Origin of the sequence: Pseudomonas sp. AOB-7, from assembly GCF_003696305.1 — a bacterium.
GTDB lineage: Bacteria > Pseudomonadota > Gammaproteobacteria > Pseudomonadales > Pseudomonadaceae > Aquipseudomonas.
The window spans coordinates 74,880-93,142 of the sequence record NZ_RFFK01000007.1; the positions used below are offsets into that span (position 1 = coordinate 74,880).

General features: G+C 66.1%; 15 protein-coding genes, 4 tRNA genes and 1 pseudogene. 5 read left to right on the plus strand and 15 right to left on the minus strand.

Annotated features, from left to right (window positions below; translation table 11 throughout):
- The first annotated feature begins 90 nt into the window (after positions 1–90).
- A complete protein-coding gene (locus tag EA796_RS14805) occupies positions 91–1,974 on the plus strand; it encodes a diguanylate cyclase (protein ID WP_122109153.1) in 1,884 nt (627 codons plus the stop codon).
- A gap of 3 nt (positions 1,975–1,977) precedes the next feature.
- On the opposite strand, the gene alr is transcribed toward EA796_RS14805, so the two are convergent.
- From alr to rnr, 8 genes are all read right to left on the minus strand, one after another.
- The gene (gene alr, locus EA796_RS14810; protein ID WP_122109154.1) at positions 1,978–3,054 is read right to left on the minus strand and encodes an alanine racemase; all 1,077 of its coding nucleotides are present in this window, start codon (positions 3,052–3,054) and stop codon (positions 1,978–1,980) included.
- 124 nt (positions 3,055–3,178) lie between these two features.
- Positions 3,179–4,573, minus strand: coding sequence for a replicative DNA helicase (gene dnaB / locus EA796_RS14815; protein WP_021442794.1), 1,395 nt, complete (start codon positions 4,571–4,573; stop codon positions 3,179–3,181).
- Between the two features lie 117 nt (positions 4,574–4,690).
- Entirely contained in the window at positions 4,691–5,137 is a 447-nt protein-coding gene (gene rplI / locus EA796_RS14820; protein ID WP_021442793.1) for a 50S ribosomal protein L9, read from the minus strand.
- A 21-nt stretch (positions 5,138–5,158) separates the two neighbouring features.
- On the minus strand, positions 5,159–6,052 hold the full coding sequence (locus EA796_RS14825; protein ID WP_122109155.1) for a hypothetical protein: 894 nt from the start codon (positions 6,050–6,052) through the stop codon (positions 5,159–5,161).
- A 36-nt stretch (positions 6,053–6,088) separates the two neighbouring features.
- Positions 6,089–6,319 (minus strand): 30S ribosomal protein S18, encoded by a 231-nt coding sequence (gene rpsR / locus EA796_RS14830; RefSeq protein ID WP_003246847.1) that lies wholly within the window; start codon positions 6,317–6,319, stop codon positions 6,089–6,091.
- Positions 6,320–6,347: 28 nt separating this feature from the next.
- Positions 6,348–6,770: a 30S ribosomal protein S6 gene (gene rpsF, locus EA796_RS14835; RefSeq protein WP_003246846.1), complete on the minus strand. Its 423-nt coding sequence runs from the start codon at positions 6,768–6,770 to the stop codon at positions 6,348–6,350.
- A 317-nt stretch (positions 6,771–7,087) separates the two neighbouring features.
- A complete protein-coding gene (gene rlmB, locus EA796_RS14840; RefSeq protein ID WP_122109156.1) occupies positions 7,088–7,837 on the minus strand; it encodes a 23S rRNA (guanosine(2251)-2'-O)-methyltransferase RlmB in 750 nt (249 codons plus the stop codon).
- Entirely contained in the window at positions 7,834–10,338 is a 2,505-nt protein-coding gene (gene rnr / locus EA796_RS14845) for a ribonuclease R (protein ID WP_122109157.1), read from the minus strand. The genes rlmB and rnr overlap by 4 nt, the downstream gene beginning before the upstream one ends.
- A gap of 207 nt (positions 10,339–10,545) precedes the next feature.
- Between rnr and EA796_RS14850 the strand changes: the two genes are divergently transcribed.
- The 4 genes from EA796_RS14850 to EA796_RS14865 all read left to right on the plus strand — a co-directional run bounded on the left by EA796_RS14850 (position 10,546) and on the right by EA796_RS14865 (position 11,145).
- A tRNA-Leu gene (locus EA796_RS14850) sits at positions 10,546–10,632 on the plus strand.
- An 84-nt stretch (positions 10,633–10,716) separates the two neighbouring features.
- Positions 10,717–10,803, plus strand: a tRNA-Leu gene (locus EA796_RS14855).
- An 84-nt stretch (positions 10,804–10,887) separates the two neighbouring features.
- Positions 10,888–10,974 (plus strand) — tRNA-Leu (locus tag EA796_RS14860).
- 84 nt (positions 10,975–11,058) lie between these two features.
- Positions 11,059–11,145 (plus strand) — tRNA-Leu (locus tag EA796_RS14865).
- Between the two features lie 107 nt (positions 11,146–11,252).
- Here the strand turns inward: EA796_RS14865 and EA796_RS23740 are convergent.
- The 7 genes and pseudogenes from EA796_RS23740 to hflK all read right to left on the minus strand — a co-directional run bounded on the left by EA796_RS23740 (position 11,253) and on the right by hflK (position 18,263).
- The gene (locus tag EA796_RS23740) at positions 11,253–12,137 is read right to left on the minus strand and encodes a methyl-accepting chemotaxis protein (protein ID WP_371921474.1); all 885 of its coding nucleotides are present in this window, start codon (positions 12,135–12,137) and stop codon (positions 11,253–11,255) included.
- Positions 12,111–13,169, minus strand: a pseudogene (locus EA796_RS23745) (HAMP domain-containing protein); the annotation flags it as partial. The gene EA796_RS23740 and the pseudogene EA796_RS23745, both read right to left, overlap by 27 nt.
- Before the next feature lie 185 nt (positions 13,170–13,354).
- Positions 13,355–14,650, minus strand: a complete 1,296-nt coding sequence (locus tag EA796_RS14875; protein WP_122109159.1) for an adenylosuccinate synthase — start codon at positions 14,648–14,650, stop codon at positions 13,355–13,357.
- A 56-nt stretch (positions 14,651–14,706) separates the two neighbouring features.
- Positions 14,707–15,894 carry an ATP phosphoribosyltransferase regulatory subunit gene (locus EA796_RS14880; RefSeq protein ID WP_021442384.1) on the minus strand — a complete coding sequence of 396 codons (1,188 nt, stop codon included), beginning with the start codon at positions 15,892–15,894 and terminating at the stop codon, positions 14,707–14,709.
- Between the two features lie 37 nt (positions 15,895–15,931).
- The gene (locus EA796_RS14885) at positions 15,932–16,117 is read right to left on the minus strand and encodes a DUF2065 family protein (RefSeq protein WP_021442385.1); all 186 of its coding nucleotides are present in this window, start codon (positions 16,115–16,117) and stop codon (positions 15,932–15,934) included.
- A 119-nt stretch (positions 16,118–16,236) separates the two neighbouring features.
- Positions 16,237–17,106 (minus strand): protease modulator HflC, encoded by an 870-nt coding sequence (gene hflC / locus EA796_RS14890; RefSeq protein ID WP_021442386.1) that lies wholly within the window; start codon positions 17,104–17,106, stop codon positions 16,237–16,239.
- On the minus strand, positions 17,106–18,263 hold the full coding sequence (hflK, locus tag EA796_RS14895; protein WP_021442387.1) for an FtsH protease activity modulator HflK: 1,158 nt from the start codon (positions 18,261–18,263) through the stop codon (positions 17,106–17,108). The genes hflC and hflK overlap by 1 nt, the downstream gene beginning before the upstream one ends.

Sequence of the window (18,263 nt, forward strand, 5' to 3'; positions counted from 1 at the left end):
TATACTCGGAGCCAGAGACCAAATCCGGCGGCCGCCAGACGGCCCGGCACAAGGGGTAAGCGGGTGGGGCGTTTTCTCTCTCCGGGACTGATGATCCTGATCCTGGCCTGTTGCTGCGGCCTCGCCACTGCCGCGCCCATTACCCTGGACGCCGGCAGCAGCGGCCTGTGGCTCAACGACCGGATCGAACTGCTGGAAGACGTCGGCGGCCAGCTGAGCATAGCCGACATGGCCGATCCCGCCGTGCAGGCGCGCTTCGCGCCCGCCGAGGGCCGCGCCACCGTCGGCCAGAGCCGCAACCCCTGGTGGATCAAGGTCAGCCTGCAGCGCAGCGCCGACGCCCCGCGCCAATGGTGGCTGGAAAACGCCGGCATCACCATCTACCGCCTGCAGCTGTACCTGCCGGACGGCCAGGGCGGCTGGCACGAGCGCCAGACCGGCGACGCCGTGCCCTACGCCGAGGGCCGCGACTACCCCTACCGGCGCATGCTGTTCAAGCTGCCGGAGCTCGGCGAACAACCCCTGACCCTGTACTTTCGCAGCCTCGACCCCGGCGGCAACTCCTTTCCACTCAAGGTCTGGCAGCTGTCCGACCTTGAGCAGCAGGCCAGCCGCGAGAACCTCGGCTTCGGCCTGATCTACGGGGTGATACTCGCCCTGCTGCTGTACAACCTGTTCATCCTCATCGCCCTGCACGACAAGGCCTACCTCTGGTACGTGCTGGCCACCGCCTGCGTGCTGGTGTTCATCCTCAGCATGACCGGCCACGGCTTCCAGTACCTCTGGCCCGGCAGCGCGGTGCCGTTCTGGCTGGATCGCATCACCCTGCCCTCGCTCTGGGGCATCTTCGTCATGCGCTTCACCCAGGAGCTGCTCTACACCAGGCGCGGCCTGCGCTGGCCGCACCAGTTGCTGAATGCCGGCTGCGCGCTGTACGTCGTCGCCATCCTCGTCAATGCCTTCGGCTACCGCGCCGAAGGCGCGCTGATCATCGCCCTGACTCCCATCGTCACCGTGCCCGCCGCGCTGTTCAGCGCCGCCATGCGCGTCTACCAGGGCTTCTTTCCGGCACGCTTCTATCTGCTCGGCTACGGCGCCGTGCTGGCCAGCACCCTGGTGCTGGTGATGCGCGCCGCCGGGCTGATCGAGCCGGGCAACTTCACCGCCTACCTGTTCCCCATTTCGGTGGCGGCCGAGACCATCCTGTTCTCCTTCGCCCTGGCCTACCGCATCCAGATGCTCAAGCAGGAAAAGGCCGAGGCGCTGCAGCAGGCCGACCGCGAGAAGACCGCGCGCCTGGCCCAGGTGCAGGCCAGCGCCGACGAGCTGCAGGCCGCAGTAGCCGCGCGCACTGCCGAACTGGCCGCGGCCAACGCGCGCCTGTGCCTGCGCGAACGCGAACTGGAACACGCCGCCTTCCACGATCCGCTGACCGAGCTACCCAACCGCCGCTACCTGGTCGAGCGCTGCGAATCGGCGCTGGCCCATGCCGAGCGGCACGGCGAAAGCGTGGCGCTGCTGCTGATCGACCTGGATCACTTCAAGCCGATCAACGACCGCTTCGGCCATGCCGCCGGCGACCTGATGCTGCAGGTGATCGCCAAGCGTCTGCGCGAACACGTGCGCGCCGGCGATGCCGTGGCGCGCCTGGGCGGCGACGAGTTCGCCGTGCTGATCTGCGGTCAGGACGCGGAAAACCAGGCCCGCGACATTGCCGCGCGCCTGCTGGCCGACCTCTCCGAGCCGGTGCACTACGGCGCCGAGCGCCTGCGGGTGACCATCAGCATCGGCGTGGCGCTCTACCCGCTGCACGCCCGCCACTTCGCCGGGCTGTACAAGGCCGCCGACCAGGCGCTGTATCGGGCCAAGGAACTGGGCCGCTCCGGCTCGCAGGTGCACGGCGAAGGCGGCGAGCTGAGCGAGCAGGCCTGCCTGCAGCTGGATGTGCTCAAGATCCCCAGCGGCCTGGCCTGACCCTCAGCCGATATAGCGCCGCGGCACGCGTGCGGTGACCTTGGTCAGCAGCTCGTAACCGATGGTGCCGCAGGCCGCCGCCACCTCGTCCACCGGCAGGTTTGTCCCCCACAGCTCCACCGGCGAGTCGATACCGGCCTCGGGCAGGTCGGTGATATCCACCGTCAGCATGTCCATCGACACCCGGCCGGCCAGCGCCGCACGCCGGCCTTCGACCAGCAGCGGCGTGCCGCTGGGGGCATGGCGCGGATAGCCGTCGGCGTAACCGCAGCTGACCGTGGCGATGCGCGAGGGCCGCTCGGCCACCCAGGTCGCGCCGTAACCGACGCTCTCGCCCACCGCCACCTCGCGCACGGCGATCACCCGCGCGGCCAGGGTCATGGCCGGTTGCAGGCCCAGCTCAGCGGCGCCGAGCTCGGCGAAGGGGCTGGCGCCATAGAGCATGATGCCGGGGCGCAGCCAGTCCATATGGGCGGCGGGAATGGTCAGCACCGCCGCCGAGTTGGCCAGCGAGCGCTGCTCGAAGTCCAGATCGAGCAACTCGAGGAAGCGCTCGACCTGCAGCTCGGTGAGCGGGTGGCCGCGCTCGTCGGCGCAGGCGAAGTGGCTGAGCAGGTTGAGCTCGGCCACCTGCGGCGCCGCGCGCAGACGCCCATGCCAGCCGCGCAACTCGGCGGCGGCGAAGCCCAGGCGATGCATGCCGGAGTCCAGCTTGAGCCAGACATTCAGCGGCCGCGACGGCTCGCTGGCGAGCAGCGCGCCGGCCTGCGCCGCGCTCTGCACCACCAGATCCAGGCCGAGCTGGGCGGCGATGGGGTACTCGCTGGCCTCGAAGCAGCCCTCCAGCAACAGGATGCGCGCCTCGCCGTGCATGGCGCGCACCTCGGCGGCCTCCTCCAGGCTGGCCACGGCGAAGCCGTCGGCGACCTCGTGCAGCGCGGTGACCACCTCGCGCACGCCATGCCCGTAGGCGTTGGCCTTGACCACCGCGAAGGCCTGGCGCCCCGGCGCGCAGCGCTTGGCCTGGCGGTAGTTGTGGACGATGGCGGCGAGATCGACGATGGCGGCAAGCGGACGCATGGCAGGGCCTGAACGGAAAACGGGCGCCCATCTTAACCGCTGGGCGCCCGTTTTTATTGATCCAGGCCTTGGCCGCGCGAGGTAGCCCGGATGCAATCCGGGAAATCGGCCCGAGAGCTCCGGCTTATTCGTCGTCGAACTGGTAGCTGCCCGGCGCCAGGTTCTCGAAGCGCGAGTACTTGCCGAGGAAGGCCAGGCGGGCGGTGCCCAGCGGACCGTTACGCTGCTTGCCGATGATGATCTCGGCCACGCCCTTGTACTCGGTCTCCGGGTGGTAGACCTCGTCACGGTAAACGAACAGGATGATGTCGGCGTCCTGCTCGATCGCGCCGGATTCGCGCAGGTCGGAGTTGATCGGGCGCTTGTTGGGGCGCTGTTCCAGGCCACGGTTGAGCTGCGACAGGGCGATCACCGGGCAGTTGAATTCCTTGGCCAGGCCCTTGAGCGAGCGCGAGATCTCGGAAATCTCGTTGACCCGGCTGTCGCCGCTGGAGCCGGGAATCTGCATCAGCTGCAGGTAGTCGACCATGATCAGGCCGATCTCGCCGTGCTCGCGGGCCAGGCGGCGCGTACGCGCGCGCATCTCGCTCGGCGAAATACCGGCGGTATCGTCGATGAACAGCTTGCGGTCGTTGAGCAGGTTGACCGCGCTGGTCAGCCGCGGCCAGTCGTCGTCGTCGAGCTGACCGGCACGCACCTTGGTCTGGTCGATGCGCCCCAGCGAGGCGAGCATACGAATGACGATGGATTCCGAAGGCATTTCCAGCGAGTAGACCAGAATCGCCTTGTCGCTGCGCATCAGCGCGTTTTCCACCAGGTTCATGGCGAAGGTGGTCTTACCCATCGACGGACGACCGGCGACGATGATCATGTCGGCCGGCTGCAGGCCGCTGGTGAGGTTGTCCAGATCGTCGAAGCCGGTGGACAGGCCGGTGATCGCATCGCCGTTGTTGAACAGCGTGTCGATGCGGTCGATGGCCTTGACCAGGATGTCGTTGATGCCCACCGGGCCGCCGGTCTTCGGGCGGTCTTCGGCGATCTCGAAGATCTTGCGCTCGGCCTCGTCGAGGATTTCCTCGCCGGTACGACCTTCCGGGGCATAGGCGCTGTCGGCGATCTCGTTGCTGATGCCGATCAGTTTGCGCAGCGTGGCGCGCTCGCGAATGATCTGCGCGTAGGCCTTGATGTTGGCCACCGAGGGGGTGTTCTTCGCCAGCTCACCCAGGTAAGCCAGGCCGCCAACCTGCGACAGCTGGCCTTCCTTGTCCAGCTGCTCGGACAGGGTGACCACGTCGAAGGGCTGGTTGCGCTCGGCCAGCTTGAAGATGGCGCGGAAAATCAGCCGGTGGTCATGCCGGTAGAAGTCACCGTCGGACACCCCATCGAGCACCCGCTCCCAGGCGTTGTTGTCCAGCATCAGGCCGCCCAGCACCGCCTGTTCGGCCTCGATCGAGTGCGGCGGCACTTTCAGCGCGGCGGTCTGCAGGTCGTATTGTTCGGGGATGCTGATGTCGTTCATAGGCTCGGGGAAAAAATACGGCGATAGAAAAACAAAGGGCACGGATCGCCGAGGCGATACCGTGCCCGATTGTCAGCAGACCCGCACCGGAGTGCAAGCCCGCCTGGCAGCTGCCGATTAGGCGGCGACCACGACCACCTTGACGGTGGCTTCGACGTCGGTGTGCAGATGCAGCGCAACGTCGTACTCGCCAACCTGACGAATGGTGCCGTTGGGCAGACGTACTTCGGCCTTGGCCACTTCCACGCCGGAGGCGGTCAGGGCGTCGGCGATGTCGTGGGTGCCGATGGAACCGAACAGCTTGCCTTCATCGCCCGCGGTGGCGGTGATGGTGACTTCCAGCTCGGCCAGCTGAGCGGCGCGAGCTTCGGCAGCAGCCTTCTTCTCGGCAGCGGCTTTTTCCAGCTCGGCGCGGCGGGCTTCGAACGCAGCCACGTTTGCAGCGGTAGCGGCGGTGGCTTTGCCCTGCGGCAGCAGGAAGTTACGGCCGTAACCGGCCTTGACGTTCACTTTGTCGCCCAGGTTGCCCAGGTTGGCGATTTTTTCCAGCAGGATGACTTCCATTTGGGTCTTACCTCTTAACTTTTAACCTTCACCGTTCGCGGAGCCCGGGCCGTTCTTGCGCACCAGGCGACCGCGAAAATCAAACAGACTGTCGACGATGGCCAAGACCACCAGTAACGGATAGATCAGCTGCATGAACAGCAACAGCGTGATGTACAGCCCGACCAGCCAGAAGCGGCCGAGCCCACCCTTTTCCACCAGGCCGTGCACCAGGGCGATCCCGGCGAACAGCAGCGGCACGCTGCACAGCGGCGTGAGCATGGCCAGCTGCGGACCCAGGTTGGGACCGAGCAGCATGCCCGCCAGCAGCAGCAACGCCTGCGGCAGTGGCAGCCTCAGCGCGCGAAACTCGCGGCCGAAACCACCGGGGTTGTACAACAGCGCCTGCCAGTAACGCCCAAGGATCAGGCTCAGCAAGCTGAGGATCTGCAGCAAGGCCGCCAGCAATCCGGTCAGCACCGGTGCGATCAAGGCCTCGAGACGCGCGCGTTCGTCCACCGACATCTGCTGGTGAACCCCATCGAGCATGGTCGGCAAGAGCTTGTGCAGCTCGCCGGCCATGGCCTCTATGGGTTCGCGGAACACCGCCCCGAGAACCAGGCCATACACCAGGCCCAGCGCCACACTGCACAGCAGTATGCGGTTCCAGGCCCAGCCGGCGCGCAACAACAACGCCAGCCCCAGCGCACCGACCAGCACCAGAGCGGTGCGCGGTTCGCCGAAATACCACCAGGCAATCGCCGGCAGCATGGCCCAGGCCAGGATGCCCAGGGCATCGTTGGCTCCGCGCCGCAGCAGCACCAGGCTGCCAGCGGCGGCACTCAACCAGAACAACAGCGGCATCGCTGCCGATCCCACCACCACCAGGGTGGCCTGCATACGGCCGCGCATGATGAATTCAGCCAGGGCGCGCATGCGATCTATTCCTTAACTTTTGTCGACTATCCGATCTCAGCGGCCGTGGCTGTCGGTGTAGGGCAGCAGGGCCAGGAAGCGGGCGCGCTTGATAGCGGTGGCCAGCTGACGCTGATAACGGGCCTTGGTACCGGTGATACGGCTGGGAACGATCTTGCCGGTTTCCGAGATGTAGGCCTTCAGGGTGTTGAGATCTTTGAAATCGATCTCTTTCACGTCTTCAGCGGTGAAGCGGCAGAATTTACGACGACGGAAGAAACGTGCCATGTGATTGGCTCCTCAATAGATCCGTGGATTACTCGTCAGCGTTGTCGCTGTCGTTGCTGTCGCTGTCATCGCCGTCGTTGGACTCGGCGTTTTCAGGACGTTCACGACGCTCACGGCGCTCACTGCGGTTTTCTTCGGCCTTGAGCATCTCGGACTGACCAGTAACGGCTTCGTCGCGGCGGATGACCAGGTTACGGATCACGGCGTCGTTGTAGCGGAAGTTGTCTTCCAGCTCGGCCAGGGCCTTGCCGGTGCACTCTACGTTGAGCATCACGTAGTGGGCCTTGTGGACGTTGTTGATGGCGTAAGCCAGCTGACGACGGCCCCAGTCTTCCAGGCGGTGAATCTTGCCGCCGTCTTCTTCGATCAGCTTGGTGTAACGCTCGACCATGCCGCCGACTTGCTCGCTCTGGTCCGGGTGAACCAGAAAGATGATTTCGTAATGACGCATAAATGCTCCTTACGGGTTGTAGCCTGCCAACTAAGGTGGTCAGGCAAGGAGTGGGTTTTTCTCGTGATGAGCTTGCCGGGCGGTAGGCGCGAAAAGGCCTGCCGTCACGGCAAGGGGCGCCATTCTAGAGAAGCCCCCTGCCACGCGCAAGGCGGACTGGCGATTATTTGAACAGCGGTAGGTTGGGGCGGGGCGCGCAGCCTGAGGCGCGCAGCGCCAAAGCCCAACAGGGAGCGCATAGCGCTCCGCCCGACGGTCATTGCGTCAGCGTTGGGCTTCGCGGAGCTCAGCCCAACCTACGCCGCGCCGCTTATGGCTTAGCGCTTGCCGCCGCGCCGCTGGCGCACCGCCTCGAACAGGCACACCCCGGCGGCCACCGAGACGTTGAGACTGCTGACGCTGCCGGCCATGGGCAGCCTGACCAGGTAATCGCAGTGCTCGCGGGTCAGGCGGCGCATGCCCCTGCCTTCGGCGCCCATGACCAGCACGGTCGGCCCGGTCAGGTCGTGCTGGTACAGCTCCTGCTCGGCCTCGCCGGCGGTGCCGACCAGCCACAGGCCGCGCTGCTGGAGCTTCTCCAGGCTGCGCGCAAGGTTGGTCACCGCCACCAGCGGGATCACCTCGGCGGCGCCGCAGGCCACCTTGCGCACCGTGGCGTTGAGGGTGGCCGACTTGTCCTTGGGCACTATCACCGCCAGCGCGCCGGCGGCATCGGCGGTGCGCAGGCAGGCACCGAGGTTGTGCGGATCGGTGACGCCGTCGAGCACCAACAGCAGCGGCGGGCCCTCGGCACGGTCGAGCAGCTCCTCGAGCATGGCCTCGCCCCATACCTGGCTGGGGCTGACATCGGCCACCACGCCCTGGTGCACGCCTTCGACCCAGGCATCCATCTCGCGCCGTTCGCACTGACCGATGCTCACCCGCGCCTGCTCGGCCAGGGCCACCAGCGCCTGCACGCGCGGCTCGCCGCGGCCCTCGGCGAGCCACAGCTGCTTGACCCGCTTGGGATGGTGACGCAGCAGCGCCTCGACGGCATGCACGCCGTAGACCTTTTCCAGCTGGTTCATGGTTTGGCCTTACGCTTGCGCGGCTTGCCGGCCGAGCTCGGCACACTGTCGCTGCGCCCCGCGCCCTTGCGCGCCGCGGCAGGCGGCTTGCCGCCGGGCTTGGCGGCAGCACCCTTGCCCGACTTGCCACCCTTGGCCCCGGCCAGCAGCGCCTTCTTCACCTCGCGGCTCTTCTGCACATCGGTGTTGCCCATGCCCGGCGTCTTGGCCGTGCGCCCGGCACGCCCCACCGCCTCGCGTTCGGCGACCTGGGACAGTTCGAAGTCGATCTTGCGTTCGTCGAGATCGACGCGCATGACCTTGACCTCGACACTGTCGCCGAGGCGGAAGCTGCGCCCGCTGCGCTCGCCGGACAGGCGATGGTGCACCGGGTCGAAATGGTAGTAATCGGCCGGCAGCGCGGTGACGTGCACCAGGCCTTCGACATAGATGTCGCGCAGCTCGACGAAGATGCCGAAACCGGTCACCGCGGTGATCACCCCGGCGAAGGTCTCGCCGACGCGGTCCTTCATGAACTCGCACTTGAGCCAGTTGACCACGTCGCGGGTGGCCTCGTCGGCACGCCGCTCGGTCATCGAGCACTGCTCGCCCAACTGCTCCAGCGCCGCCTCATCGTAAGGGTAGATGCGCGCCCGCGGCATCGGTACCGCGCCGGCACGCTTGACGTGCGGAGTGTCCACCTTCGAGCGGATCACGCTGCGGATGGCGCGGTGCACCAGCAGGTCCGGATAGCGGCGAATCGGCGAGGTGAAGTGGGTGTAGGCCTCGTAGTTCAGACCGAAGTGGCCGTGATTGTCGGCGCTGTACACCGCCTGACTCAGCGAGCGCAGCATCACGGTCTGGATCAGGTGGAAGTCCGGCCGCTCGCGAATGCTCTCCAGCAGCTTCTGGTAGTCCTTGGGCGACGGCCCCTCCTTGGACTTGCCACGCTGCAGCGACAGCCCCAGCTCGCCGAGGAAGGCCTTGAGCTTCTCCAGGCGCTCTTCCGGCGGACGGTCGTGCACCCGGTACAACGAGGGAATCTCGTGCTTCTGCATGAACTGCGCGGTGGCGACGTTGGCCGCCAGCATGCATTCCTCGATCAGCTTGTGCGCATCGTTGCGCTGGGTCGGACGAATCTCCGCGATCTTGCGCCCTTCGCCAAAGATGATGCGGGTTTCCTGGGTTTCGAAATCGATGGCGCCGCGCTCGTGGCGGGCGGCCAGCAGCACCTGGTACAGCGCGTAGAGCTGCTTGAGGTGCGGCAGGACCTCCTTGTACTCGCCGCGCAGGGCCTTGCCCTCGCTGCCCTTGGGATCTTCCAGCATCAGGCTGACCTTGTTGTAGGTCAGCCGCGCATGGGAGTGGATCACCGCCTCGTAGAACTGGTAGTCCACCAACTGGCCGCTCTTGGACATGCTCATCTCGCAGACCATGGCCAACCGGTCGACGTGCGGGTTGAGCGAGCACAGTCCGTTGGACAGCTCCTCCGGCAGCATCGGCACCACCCGCTCGGGGAAGTACACCGAGTTGCCGCGCTCGGTGGCCTCGACATCCAGTGCCGAGCCGACCTTGACGTAGTGCGACACGTCGGCGATCGCCACATAGAGCTTCCAACCGCCGGAGAACAGCTTCCAGCGGCTGCTGTTCTTCTCGCAAAAGACCGCGTCGTCGAAGTCGCGGGCGTCCTCGCCATCGATGGTGACGAAGGGCAGGTGGCGCAGGTCGATGCGCTTCTCCTTGTCCTTCTCCTCCACCTCGGGCTTGAGCTTGCGCGCTTCCTTGATCACCGCCTCGGGCCAGACGTGCGGGATATCGTAGCTGCGCAGGGCGACGTCGATCTCCATGCCCGGCGCCATGTAGTTGCCGATCACCTCGACGATATCGCCCTGCGGCTGGAAGCGCGGCGTCGGCCAATGGGTGATCTTGATCTCGACGAACTGGCCGATGCGCGCGCCGGCGGTGCGCCCCGGGGTGACCAGCACCTCCTGCTGGATCTTCGGGTTGTCGGCGACCACGAAACCGATGCCGCTCTCTTCGTAGTAACGCCCGACGATGCTCTCGTGGGCGCGACTGATCACTTCGACTATGCCACCCTCGCGGCGGCCACGGCGGTCGAAGCCGGCCACCCGCACCAGGGCGCGGTCGCCGTCGAACACCAGGCGCATCTGCGCCGGGCTGAGGAACAGGTCGTCGCTACCGTCGTCCGGCACCAGGAAACCGAAACCGTCGCGGTGACCGCTGATACGACCGCGTATCAGGTCGAGCTTGTCCACCGGCGCATAGGTGCCGCGGCGGGTATAGATCAGCTGGCCGTCGCGCTCCATGGCGCGCAGACGGCGGCGCAGGGCCTCGAGCTGGTCTTCGGTATGCAAACCGAATTCCTCGACCAACTGCTCGCGGCTGGCCGGCGAACCGCGCTCGGCCAGATGCGAAAGAATCAGTTCACGACTGGGGATGGGGTTTTCGTATTTTTCCGCCTCGCGGGCGGCCTCGGGGTCGAGGGATTGCCAATCGGCCATTGAGTAGGGGCTACCTGTGCGTATGTATATATGTGTGGGCCATATGCCTATTGAAGCGCGAAAAAGCCTTCGGGGTCAGCTTTTCCAGCGACAATAATTTTTTCGGGGTCAGGGGTTTACAAGGTAAATGCTCGCCCGTATAGTTCGCGCCCACAGCGTCGAGCAGACGTTGTAACACGAAGCAGATGAGGAATCATCGGTTTCAGTGCCCAGGTGGCGGAATTGGTAGACGCGCTGGTTTCAGGTATCAGTGGTGGCAACACCGTGGAAGTTCGAGTCTTCTCCTGGGCACCAAATTTCGTGAAGTGGCTTGATAACCCACTTTGCAGATAAACGGATGCAACGCTCCGTGTCGGCAACGACGAACATTGCTGCAGTGCCCAGGTGGCGGAATTGGTAGACGCGCTGGTTTCAGGTATCAGTGGTGGCAACACCGTGGAAGTTCGAGTCTTCTCCTGGGCACCAAATTTCGTGAAGTGGCTTGATAACCCACTTTGCAGATAAACGGATGCAACGCTCCGTGTCGGCAACGACGAACATTGCTGCAGTGCCCAGGTGGCGGAATTGGTAGACGCGCTGGTTTCAGGTATCAGTGGTGGCAACACCGTGGAAGTTCGAGTCTTCTCCTGGGCACCAAATTTCGTGAAGTGGCTTGATAACCCACTTTGCAGATAAACGGATGCAACGCTCCGTGTCGGCAACGACGAACATTGCTGCAGTGCCCAGGTGGCGGAATTGGTAGACGCGCTGGTTTCAGGTATCAGTGGTGGCAACACCGTGGAAGTTCGAGTCTTCTCCTGGGCACCAAATTTCAAAAAACCGAGCCAATGGCTCGGTTTTTTATTGCCCGTCAAAAAGTAGGTTGTGCCGTGCGCAGCCCCAGCCCCAGGGGAGCGAGGTGCGCACGGCGCACCCTACACCCTGAACTGCCCCAGGCTGGTCTTGAGCTGCGCCGCCAGCTCGTCCAGCGCCCGCGCGTTGCCGGCGATGGCCGCCACCGCTTCGGCCGCCCGCTGTGCCTCGGCATGGATGGTCTCGACCCGCCCGCGCACCGCGCCCGCCCCTGCGGCCTGATGCGCCGCCGCCTGAGTCGCCGCATTGATCGCACCATGCACCTCGTCCACCGAGTCCTGCACCGACTGCTGCAGGCGCGCGCTGTCGCGCAGCACCTGCAACCCCTGACGCCCCTGCTCGCCGGCCTGGGCGATGCTCGCCACCGCCTCCTGCGCACCGCGCTGCAGGGCGGCGATATGCGCCTGGATATCGCCGGTGGACTGCTGGGTCTTGCTCGCCAGCGCGCGCACCTCGTCGGCCACAACGGCGAAACCGCGCCCGCTCTCGCCGGCACGCGCCGCCTCGATGGCGGCATTCAGCGCGAGCAGGTTGGTTTGCTCGGCGATGGACTGGATCACCGTCAGCACCACCTCGATCTGCTCGCTCTGCTTGGCCAGCCGCTCGATCACCGCCGAGCCATCGGCCACCCGCGCCACCAGGCCTTCGATCAGGACCGACAGACGCTGGGCGATGGCCGCATTGTCGTGCGCCGCCTGGCGAATACTGGCCACCCGCTGCAACGCCTCCTGCATGGCCTGGCTCTCGGCCTGCGCCTCGTCGGCCATCCGCTCCAGCGCCTGCAGGCTGCCGGCGACCTCGTCGCGCTGACGCCCGGCGGCAGCTTCGGCGGCCACGCCACGCTGGGTCAGGCTGCGAATCTGCTCGCCGGTGCGCAGCGCCACCTCGCCGGATTCGCGCACGATGGGCTGCAGCTTGGCGATGAAGCGATTGACCGCAGCGGCCATCTCACCCACCTCGTCACGACTGTCGATGCTCACCCGCCGAGTCAGGTCGCCCTCACCCGCCGCCAGGTCGTTCAGCGCCGCACTGAGTAGACGCAGGCGGCTGAGCACGCGCCAGCCGAGCACCAGCGCCACCGCCAGCAAGGTCAGCGCACCGACCGCCAGCAGCCCCAGGGCGATACTCCAGCGCAGGCCATCGGCAGCCAGGCGCACCGACTCGCCGCCGTTGCGCGCCATCTCCGCGGTGTAGCCTTCGGCAGCCTGCAGGCGTGCCTGCAACGCCCGCGTGCTGTCCTCGGCGGCGCCCGCCAGGCTGCTGTCGACCAGCTCGCCGGCACCACCGACCAGAGCCTGGAAGCGCCCATCCAGGGCCGCCAGCTCGGTCTCGACCAAGGCCAGCGACATGCCCATCTGCACCTTGCCGATGCGCGCGCCCATGGGGTTGATGTCCACCTCGAGCAGGTACACCCGCGGATCGCGCGAGGCGGCGTCGACCAGCTTGTCCAGCGGCGTGTCGCCCTGGCCGGCGGCGACCAGCTCGCGCACCAGCGTGTTGCTGCGGTTGAAATTGCGCGTCAGACGCTTGCCGTCGGCGTCGTAGAACACCGCGAAGAGCACCGCCGGGTCCTGCTGGGCGATGCGGGTCAGCGCGGTCAAGGCCGGCACGTCGTCGTCCCAGATGGCCTTCGGCGCCACGCCGGCCAGCAACTGCGCCAGCGCCGTGCCGGACTGCTTGAGGCTGTCTTCGAGCACCCGGCGCAGTTGCGCCTGCTCGCTCTTGAGCTGCGCCGAGAGGCCTTCGCCGAGACGGCTGCGGGTATTGCCCGCCAGCGCGGCGAGACCCTGGGTCATCTCGCGCTCGGCCGCATTCAGCTCCTCACCCAGGCGTCGGCTCTCGCCACCCAGGCGCTGCGCCAGATCCTCGACCATGCCGTCGACCGAGGCGCGCATCAGCCACACCGCCAGCCCCACCTGCACCAACATGGCCAGGCCGAGGGCGACGAACACCGGGCGCAGCAGGCGGCTGCGCAACATCGAAACAATGGCGAACACTGGCGGGACTCCTCAACGACCATTACCGCTATAGCGGCGACTTCCGCGATTTATTGAGCGCAAGCAAGGCGCATGCCCGCGCGCCAGACGCAAAGGGCCTTCCACCCGCCGGGCAGGGCACAAAAAAGCCGCCCGAAGGCGGCTCTTTCAACTCGACAGCGCCCCGGTCAGGCGAACGGATGACGCAGGACGATGGTCTCGTTGCGATCCGGGCCGGTGGAGATGATGTCGATCGGCGCACCGACCAGCTCTTCCACACGTTTGATATAGGCACGAGCAGCGGCCGGCAGGTCTTCCAGGGTCTTGGCGCCCAGGGTGGATTCGCTCCAGCCCGGCATTTCCTCGTAGACCGGCTGCAGGCCGAGGTAGCTGTCGGCGTCGGTCGGCGCATCGACCAGCACCTGGCCGCCCGCATCCTTGTAGCCGGTGCAGATACGGATGGTTTCCAGACCGTCGAGCACGTCCAGCTTGGTCAGGCACAGCCCGGAGATGCTGTTGATCTCGATGGCGCGACGCAGGATCACCGCGTCGAACCAGCCGCAACGACGGGCACGGCCGGTGGTGGCGCCGAACTCGTGGCCACGCTTGGCGAGGAAGGCGCCGATGTCGTCGAACAGCTCGGTCGGGAACGGGCCGGAGCCGACACGGGTGGTGTAGGCCTTGGTGATACCGAGGATGTAATCCAGGTACAGCGGGCCGAAACCGGAACCGGTGGCGATACCGCCGGCGGTGGTGTTGGAACTGGTCACGTAGGGATAGGTGCCGTGGTCGATGTCCAGCAGCGAGCCCTGAGCGCCTTCGAACATGATGTCCTTGCCTTCGCGGCGCAGGTCATGCAGCACGGCGGTGACGTCGGCCATCATCGGCTTGAGCAGCTCGGCGTACTCCATGCACTCGTCCAGGGTCTTCTGGAAGTCGATGGCCGGCTCTTTGTAGAAATTGACCAGCTGGAAGTTGTGGTAATCCAGCAGCTCGCCCAGCTTGGCGGCGAAGCGCTCGCGGTGGAACAGGTCGCCGACGCGCAGGCCGCGACGGGCCACCTTGTCTTCGTAGGCCGGGCCGATGCCACGGCCGGTGGTGCCGATCTTGGCATCGCCGCGGGCCTTCTCGCGCGCCTGATCCAGCGCCACGTGATAGGACAGGATCAGCGGGCAGGCCGGGCTGATGCGCAGGCGCTGACGCACCGGTACGCCCTTCTCTTCCAGCTTGGTGATCTCGCGCAGCAGCGCATCGGGCGCCACCACCACGCCGTTGCCGATCAGACACTCGACGCCGTCGCGCAGGATGCCGGACGGAATCAGGTGCAGCACGGTCTTCTCGCCGTCGATCACCAGGGTGTGACCGGCGTTGTGACCGCCCTGATAACGCACCACTGCGGCGGCCTGCTCGGTGAGCAGATCGACGATCTTGCCCTTGCCCTCATCACCCCACTGGGTGCCCAGGACGACGACATTCTTACCCATAAACTTGTCCTCTTCGCGCAAGCTTCGATACCGGCCGCGGGCCGGCGAAAATGAATTCAGGACGCCAGGGGCGCCACCTGCCAACGTCCGTCACGCAGCGCCAGCAGGCGATCGCAGCCCGCCTCGCGCGCATCCGCCTCGCTCTGCCCGGGCAGCGCCTGGACCACGCGCTGGCCTTCGCTGCGCAGGCGACGCACGGCCTGCCACAGGTAGAGATCGTGACTGTCCGGCGCCCAGACGCCGGCGGCCGGCTCGTCCAGGCGCATATCGCCGAGACTGACCAGGGTCTTGAGGTCGGTGGAAAAGCCGGTGGCCGGGCGCGCCCGGCCGAAATCGGCGCCGATGTCGTCGTAGCGCCCGCCCTGGGCGATGGACTGGCCGACACCCGGAACGAAGGCGGCGAACACCACACCGGTGTGGTAGTTGTAGCCGCGCAACTCGCCGAGGTCGAAGTACAGCGGCAACTCCGGATAACGCAGTTCCAGGGCGTCGGCGATGGCCATCAGCTCGTCCAGCGCCGCGTGCACCGCCTCAGGCGCCTCGACCAGCGCAGCCTGGGCCAGGTCCAGCACCTCGCGCCCGCCGCACAGCTCGGCCAGGGCACGCAGCATGCTACCCAGGCCCGCCGGCAGCCCGGCGGTCAGCTCGGCGATCTCGTCCATGGCCTTGCGCTGCAAGGCGTCGAACAGCTGCTGCTCGACCTCGGCGGACAATTCAGCGGCACGCGCCAGGCCGCGGTAGATGCCGACGTGACCGAGGTCCATGTGCACATCGGGCACCGCCGCCAGTTCGAGCATCTCGACCAGCAGGCTGATCACCTCGATATCGCTGGCCGGGCTGGCGTCGCCATAGAGTTCGGCGCCGAGCTGGATCGGGCTGCGCGAGGTGGTCAGCGCACGCGGCTGGGCATGGACCACGCTGCCGGCGTAGCACAGCCGGTTCGGCCCTTCACGGCGCAGGGTGTGCGCATCGATGCGCGCCACCTGCGGGGTGATGTCGGCACGAAAGCCCATCTGCCGACCGGACAGCGGGTCGGTGACCTTGAAGGTGCGCAGGTCGAGGTCCTGACCGGCGCCGGTCAGCAGGGATTCCAGGTACTCGATATGGGGGGTGACGACGAACTCGTAACCCCAGCGTTGAAACAGATCCAGCACCTGACGGCGGGCTGCTTCGATGCGCGCCGCTTCCGGCGGCAGTACTTCTTCGATGCCATCTGGCAGCAGCCAGCGGTCTACCGTTGCCATTTCGCCATTCCCCTCTCGATCCGGGCGGCACAAGCCTTCAGTGAAGCAGATATAGAAGGGCCGTACCCAGCAGCATGCTGGCCAGCCCCATAAGGCGCAGTCGGCGGTCGGGCAGCCGGGCTGCCTGCAGTACCGCTCCGCGCCACTGGCGCGGATAGAGGAAGGGCAGGATGCCTTCCAGCACCAGCATCAGACACAGAGCAATGCCGAGTTCCTGCCACATGATTCCCACAGACGCAAAAAAGCCGGGATTTTCCCGGCTGCCGCATGATACCACGCTAAAAGCTTCAAGCCACAAGCTTCGAGCTGCAAGTCGTCCGCCTGCAGCTCGAAGCCGCTCTTTCAGGGCTTGGCCTTCTCCAGATAGCGGAAGAAGTCGCTGCCCGGGTCGAGCACCAGCACGTCGCGCTTATCGGCGAAGCTCTCGCGGTAGGCGCGCAGGCTGCGGTAGAAGGAGTAGAACTCCTGATCCTGGCCATAGGCGCGGGCGTAGATGGAGGCGGCCTCGGCGTCGCCGTCACCGCGCAGCTCTTCGGCCTCGCGGTAGGCTTCGGCCAGCAGCACGCGGCGCTGACGGTCGGCGTCGGCACGGATGCCCTCGGCCAACTCGCGACCCTTGGCGCGGTGTTCGCGCGCCTCGCGCTCACGCTCGGTGCTCATCCGCTCGAACACGCTGCGGTTGACCTCGCGCGGCAGGTCGATGGCCTTGACCCGCACGTCCACCACCTCGATGCCCAGTTCGCGCTCGGCGGCGCGGTTGAGGGTCGCGGTGACGTCAGCCATCAGCGCATCGCGCTCGCCGGATACCGATTCGTGCAGGGTGCGCTTACCGAACTGGTCACGCAGCGAAGCTTCCAGACGACGCGCCAGACGCTCGTCGGCCACCTGTTTGATACCCGAGGTGGACTGATAGAAGCGCTCGGCGTCCTTCACCCGCCACTTGGCGTAGGCATCGACCATCAGCGCCTTCTTCTCCAGGGTCAGGAAGCGCGAGGAAGTCGAATCCAGGGTCAGCAGACGACCATCAAAGATGCGCACCTGGTTCACATAGGGGATTTTCACATGCAGGCCGGGCTGCACGTCCGGCTGCACCACGCGACCGAACTGCAACAGCACCGCACGCTCGGTCTGCGCCACGATGTAGAAGCTGTTCCACGCCACCAGGGCCAGAACCACGGCCGCAATCAGGCCGATCAGGGACTTGTTGCTCATCAACGACTCTCCCTAGAACGATCATTGCGCGGCGAGACCTGAATGTTCGACGCGCCGGTCGAACCGCCGACGCTGCCGGCGCCACTGATATTGCTTGGCGCAGCGCCGCTGCGGCTGTCGATCATCTTGTCCAGCGGCAGATAGAGCAGGTTGTTCTGTCCCTTGTCGCCGGTCACCAGCACCTTGCTGGTGTTGCTCATCAGCTCCTGCATGGTGTCCAGGTACAGACGCTCGCGGGTGACCTCGGGCGCCTTGCGGTACTCGGCGACCAGCTTGCTGAAGCGGTCCGCCTCACCCTGGGCGCGAGCGATCACTTCGTCGCGGTAACCGTTGGCTTCTTCGAGCATGCGCTGGGCCTGACCGCGCGCTTCCGGAATCACCCCGTTGGCGTAGGATTCGGCCTGGTTCTTCTCGCGCTGCTCGTCTTCGCGGGCACGGATCACGTCGTCGAAGGCTTCCTGCACTTCGCGCGGTGCCGCCGCGCTCTGGATGTTCACCTGGGTGATGGTGATGCCGGTGCGGTAGTTGTCGAGGAAGCGCTGCAGGCGCTCGCGCACCTCGCTGGCCATCAGCTCACGACCCTCGGTCAGCACCTGGTCCATCTCGGTGGAGCCCACCACGTGGCGCACGGCGCTGTCGGTGGCGTGCTGCAGGCTGACTTCCGGCTGGTCGACGTTGAGCACGAAGTCCTGCAGGTTGCTGATGCGGTACTGCACGGTCAGCGGCACTTCGATGATGTTCTCGTCCTCGGTGAGCATCGCCCCCTGCTTGCTGTAGGCACGCTCGCGGGTGACGTTCTCCTGGAACTTGCGGTCGATTGGCGGGAAATAGAGGTTCAGGCCGGGGCCGACGGTTTCGTGGTACTTGCCGAAGCGCAGCACCACCGCCTGCTCCTGCTCGTCGACCACGTAGATGGCGCTGTACAGCCAGATCACGGCCAGCAGGCCGAGACCGACGAACAGCAGCCCGAAGCCACCACCGCTGCGGCCGGAATCGTCGTCACCCCGTTTCTTGCCGCCGCCGAACAGCCCGTTGAGGCTTTCTTGCAGCTTGCGGAACGCTTCGTCGAGATCCGGCGGGCCCTGCCGGCCACCGCCTTTGCGGCCGCCCCAAGGGTCTTGATTGTTCGAGTTGCCACCCGGCTCATTCCAAGCCAT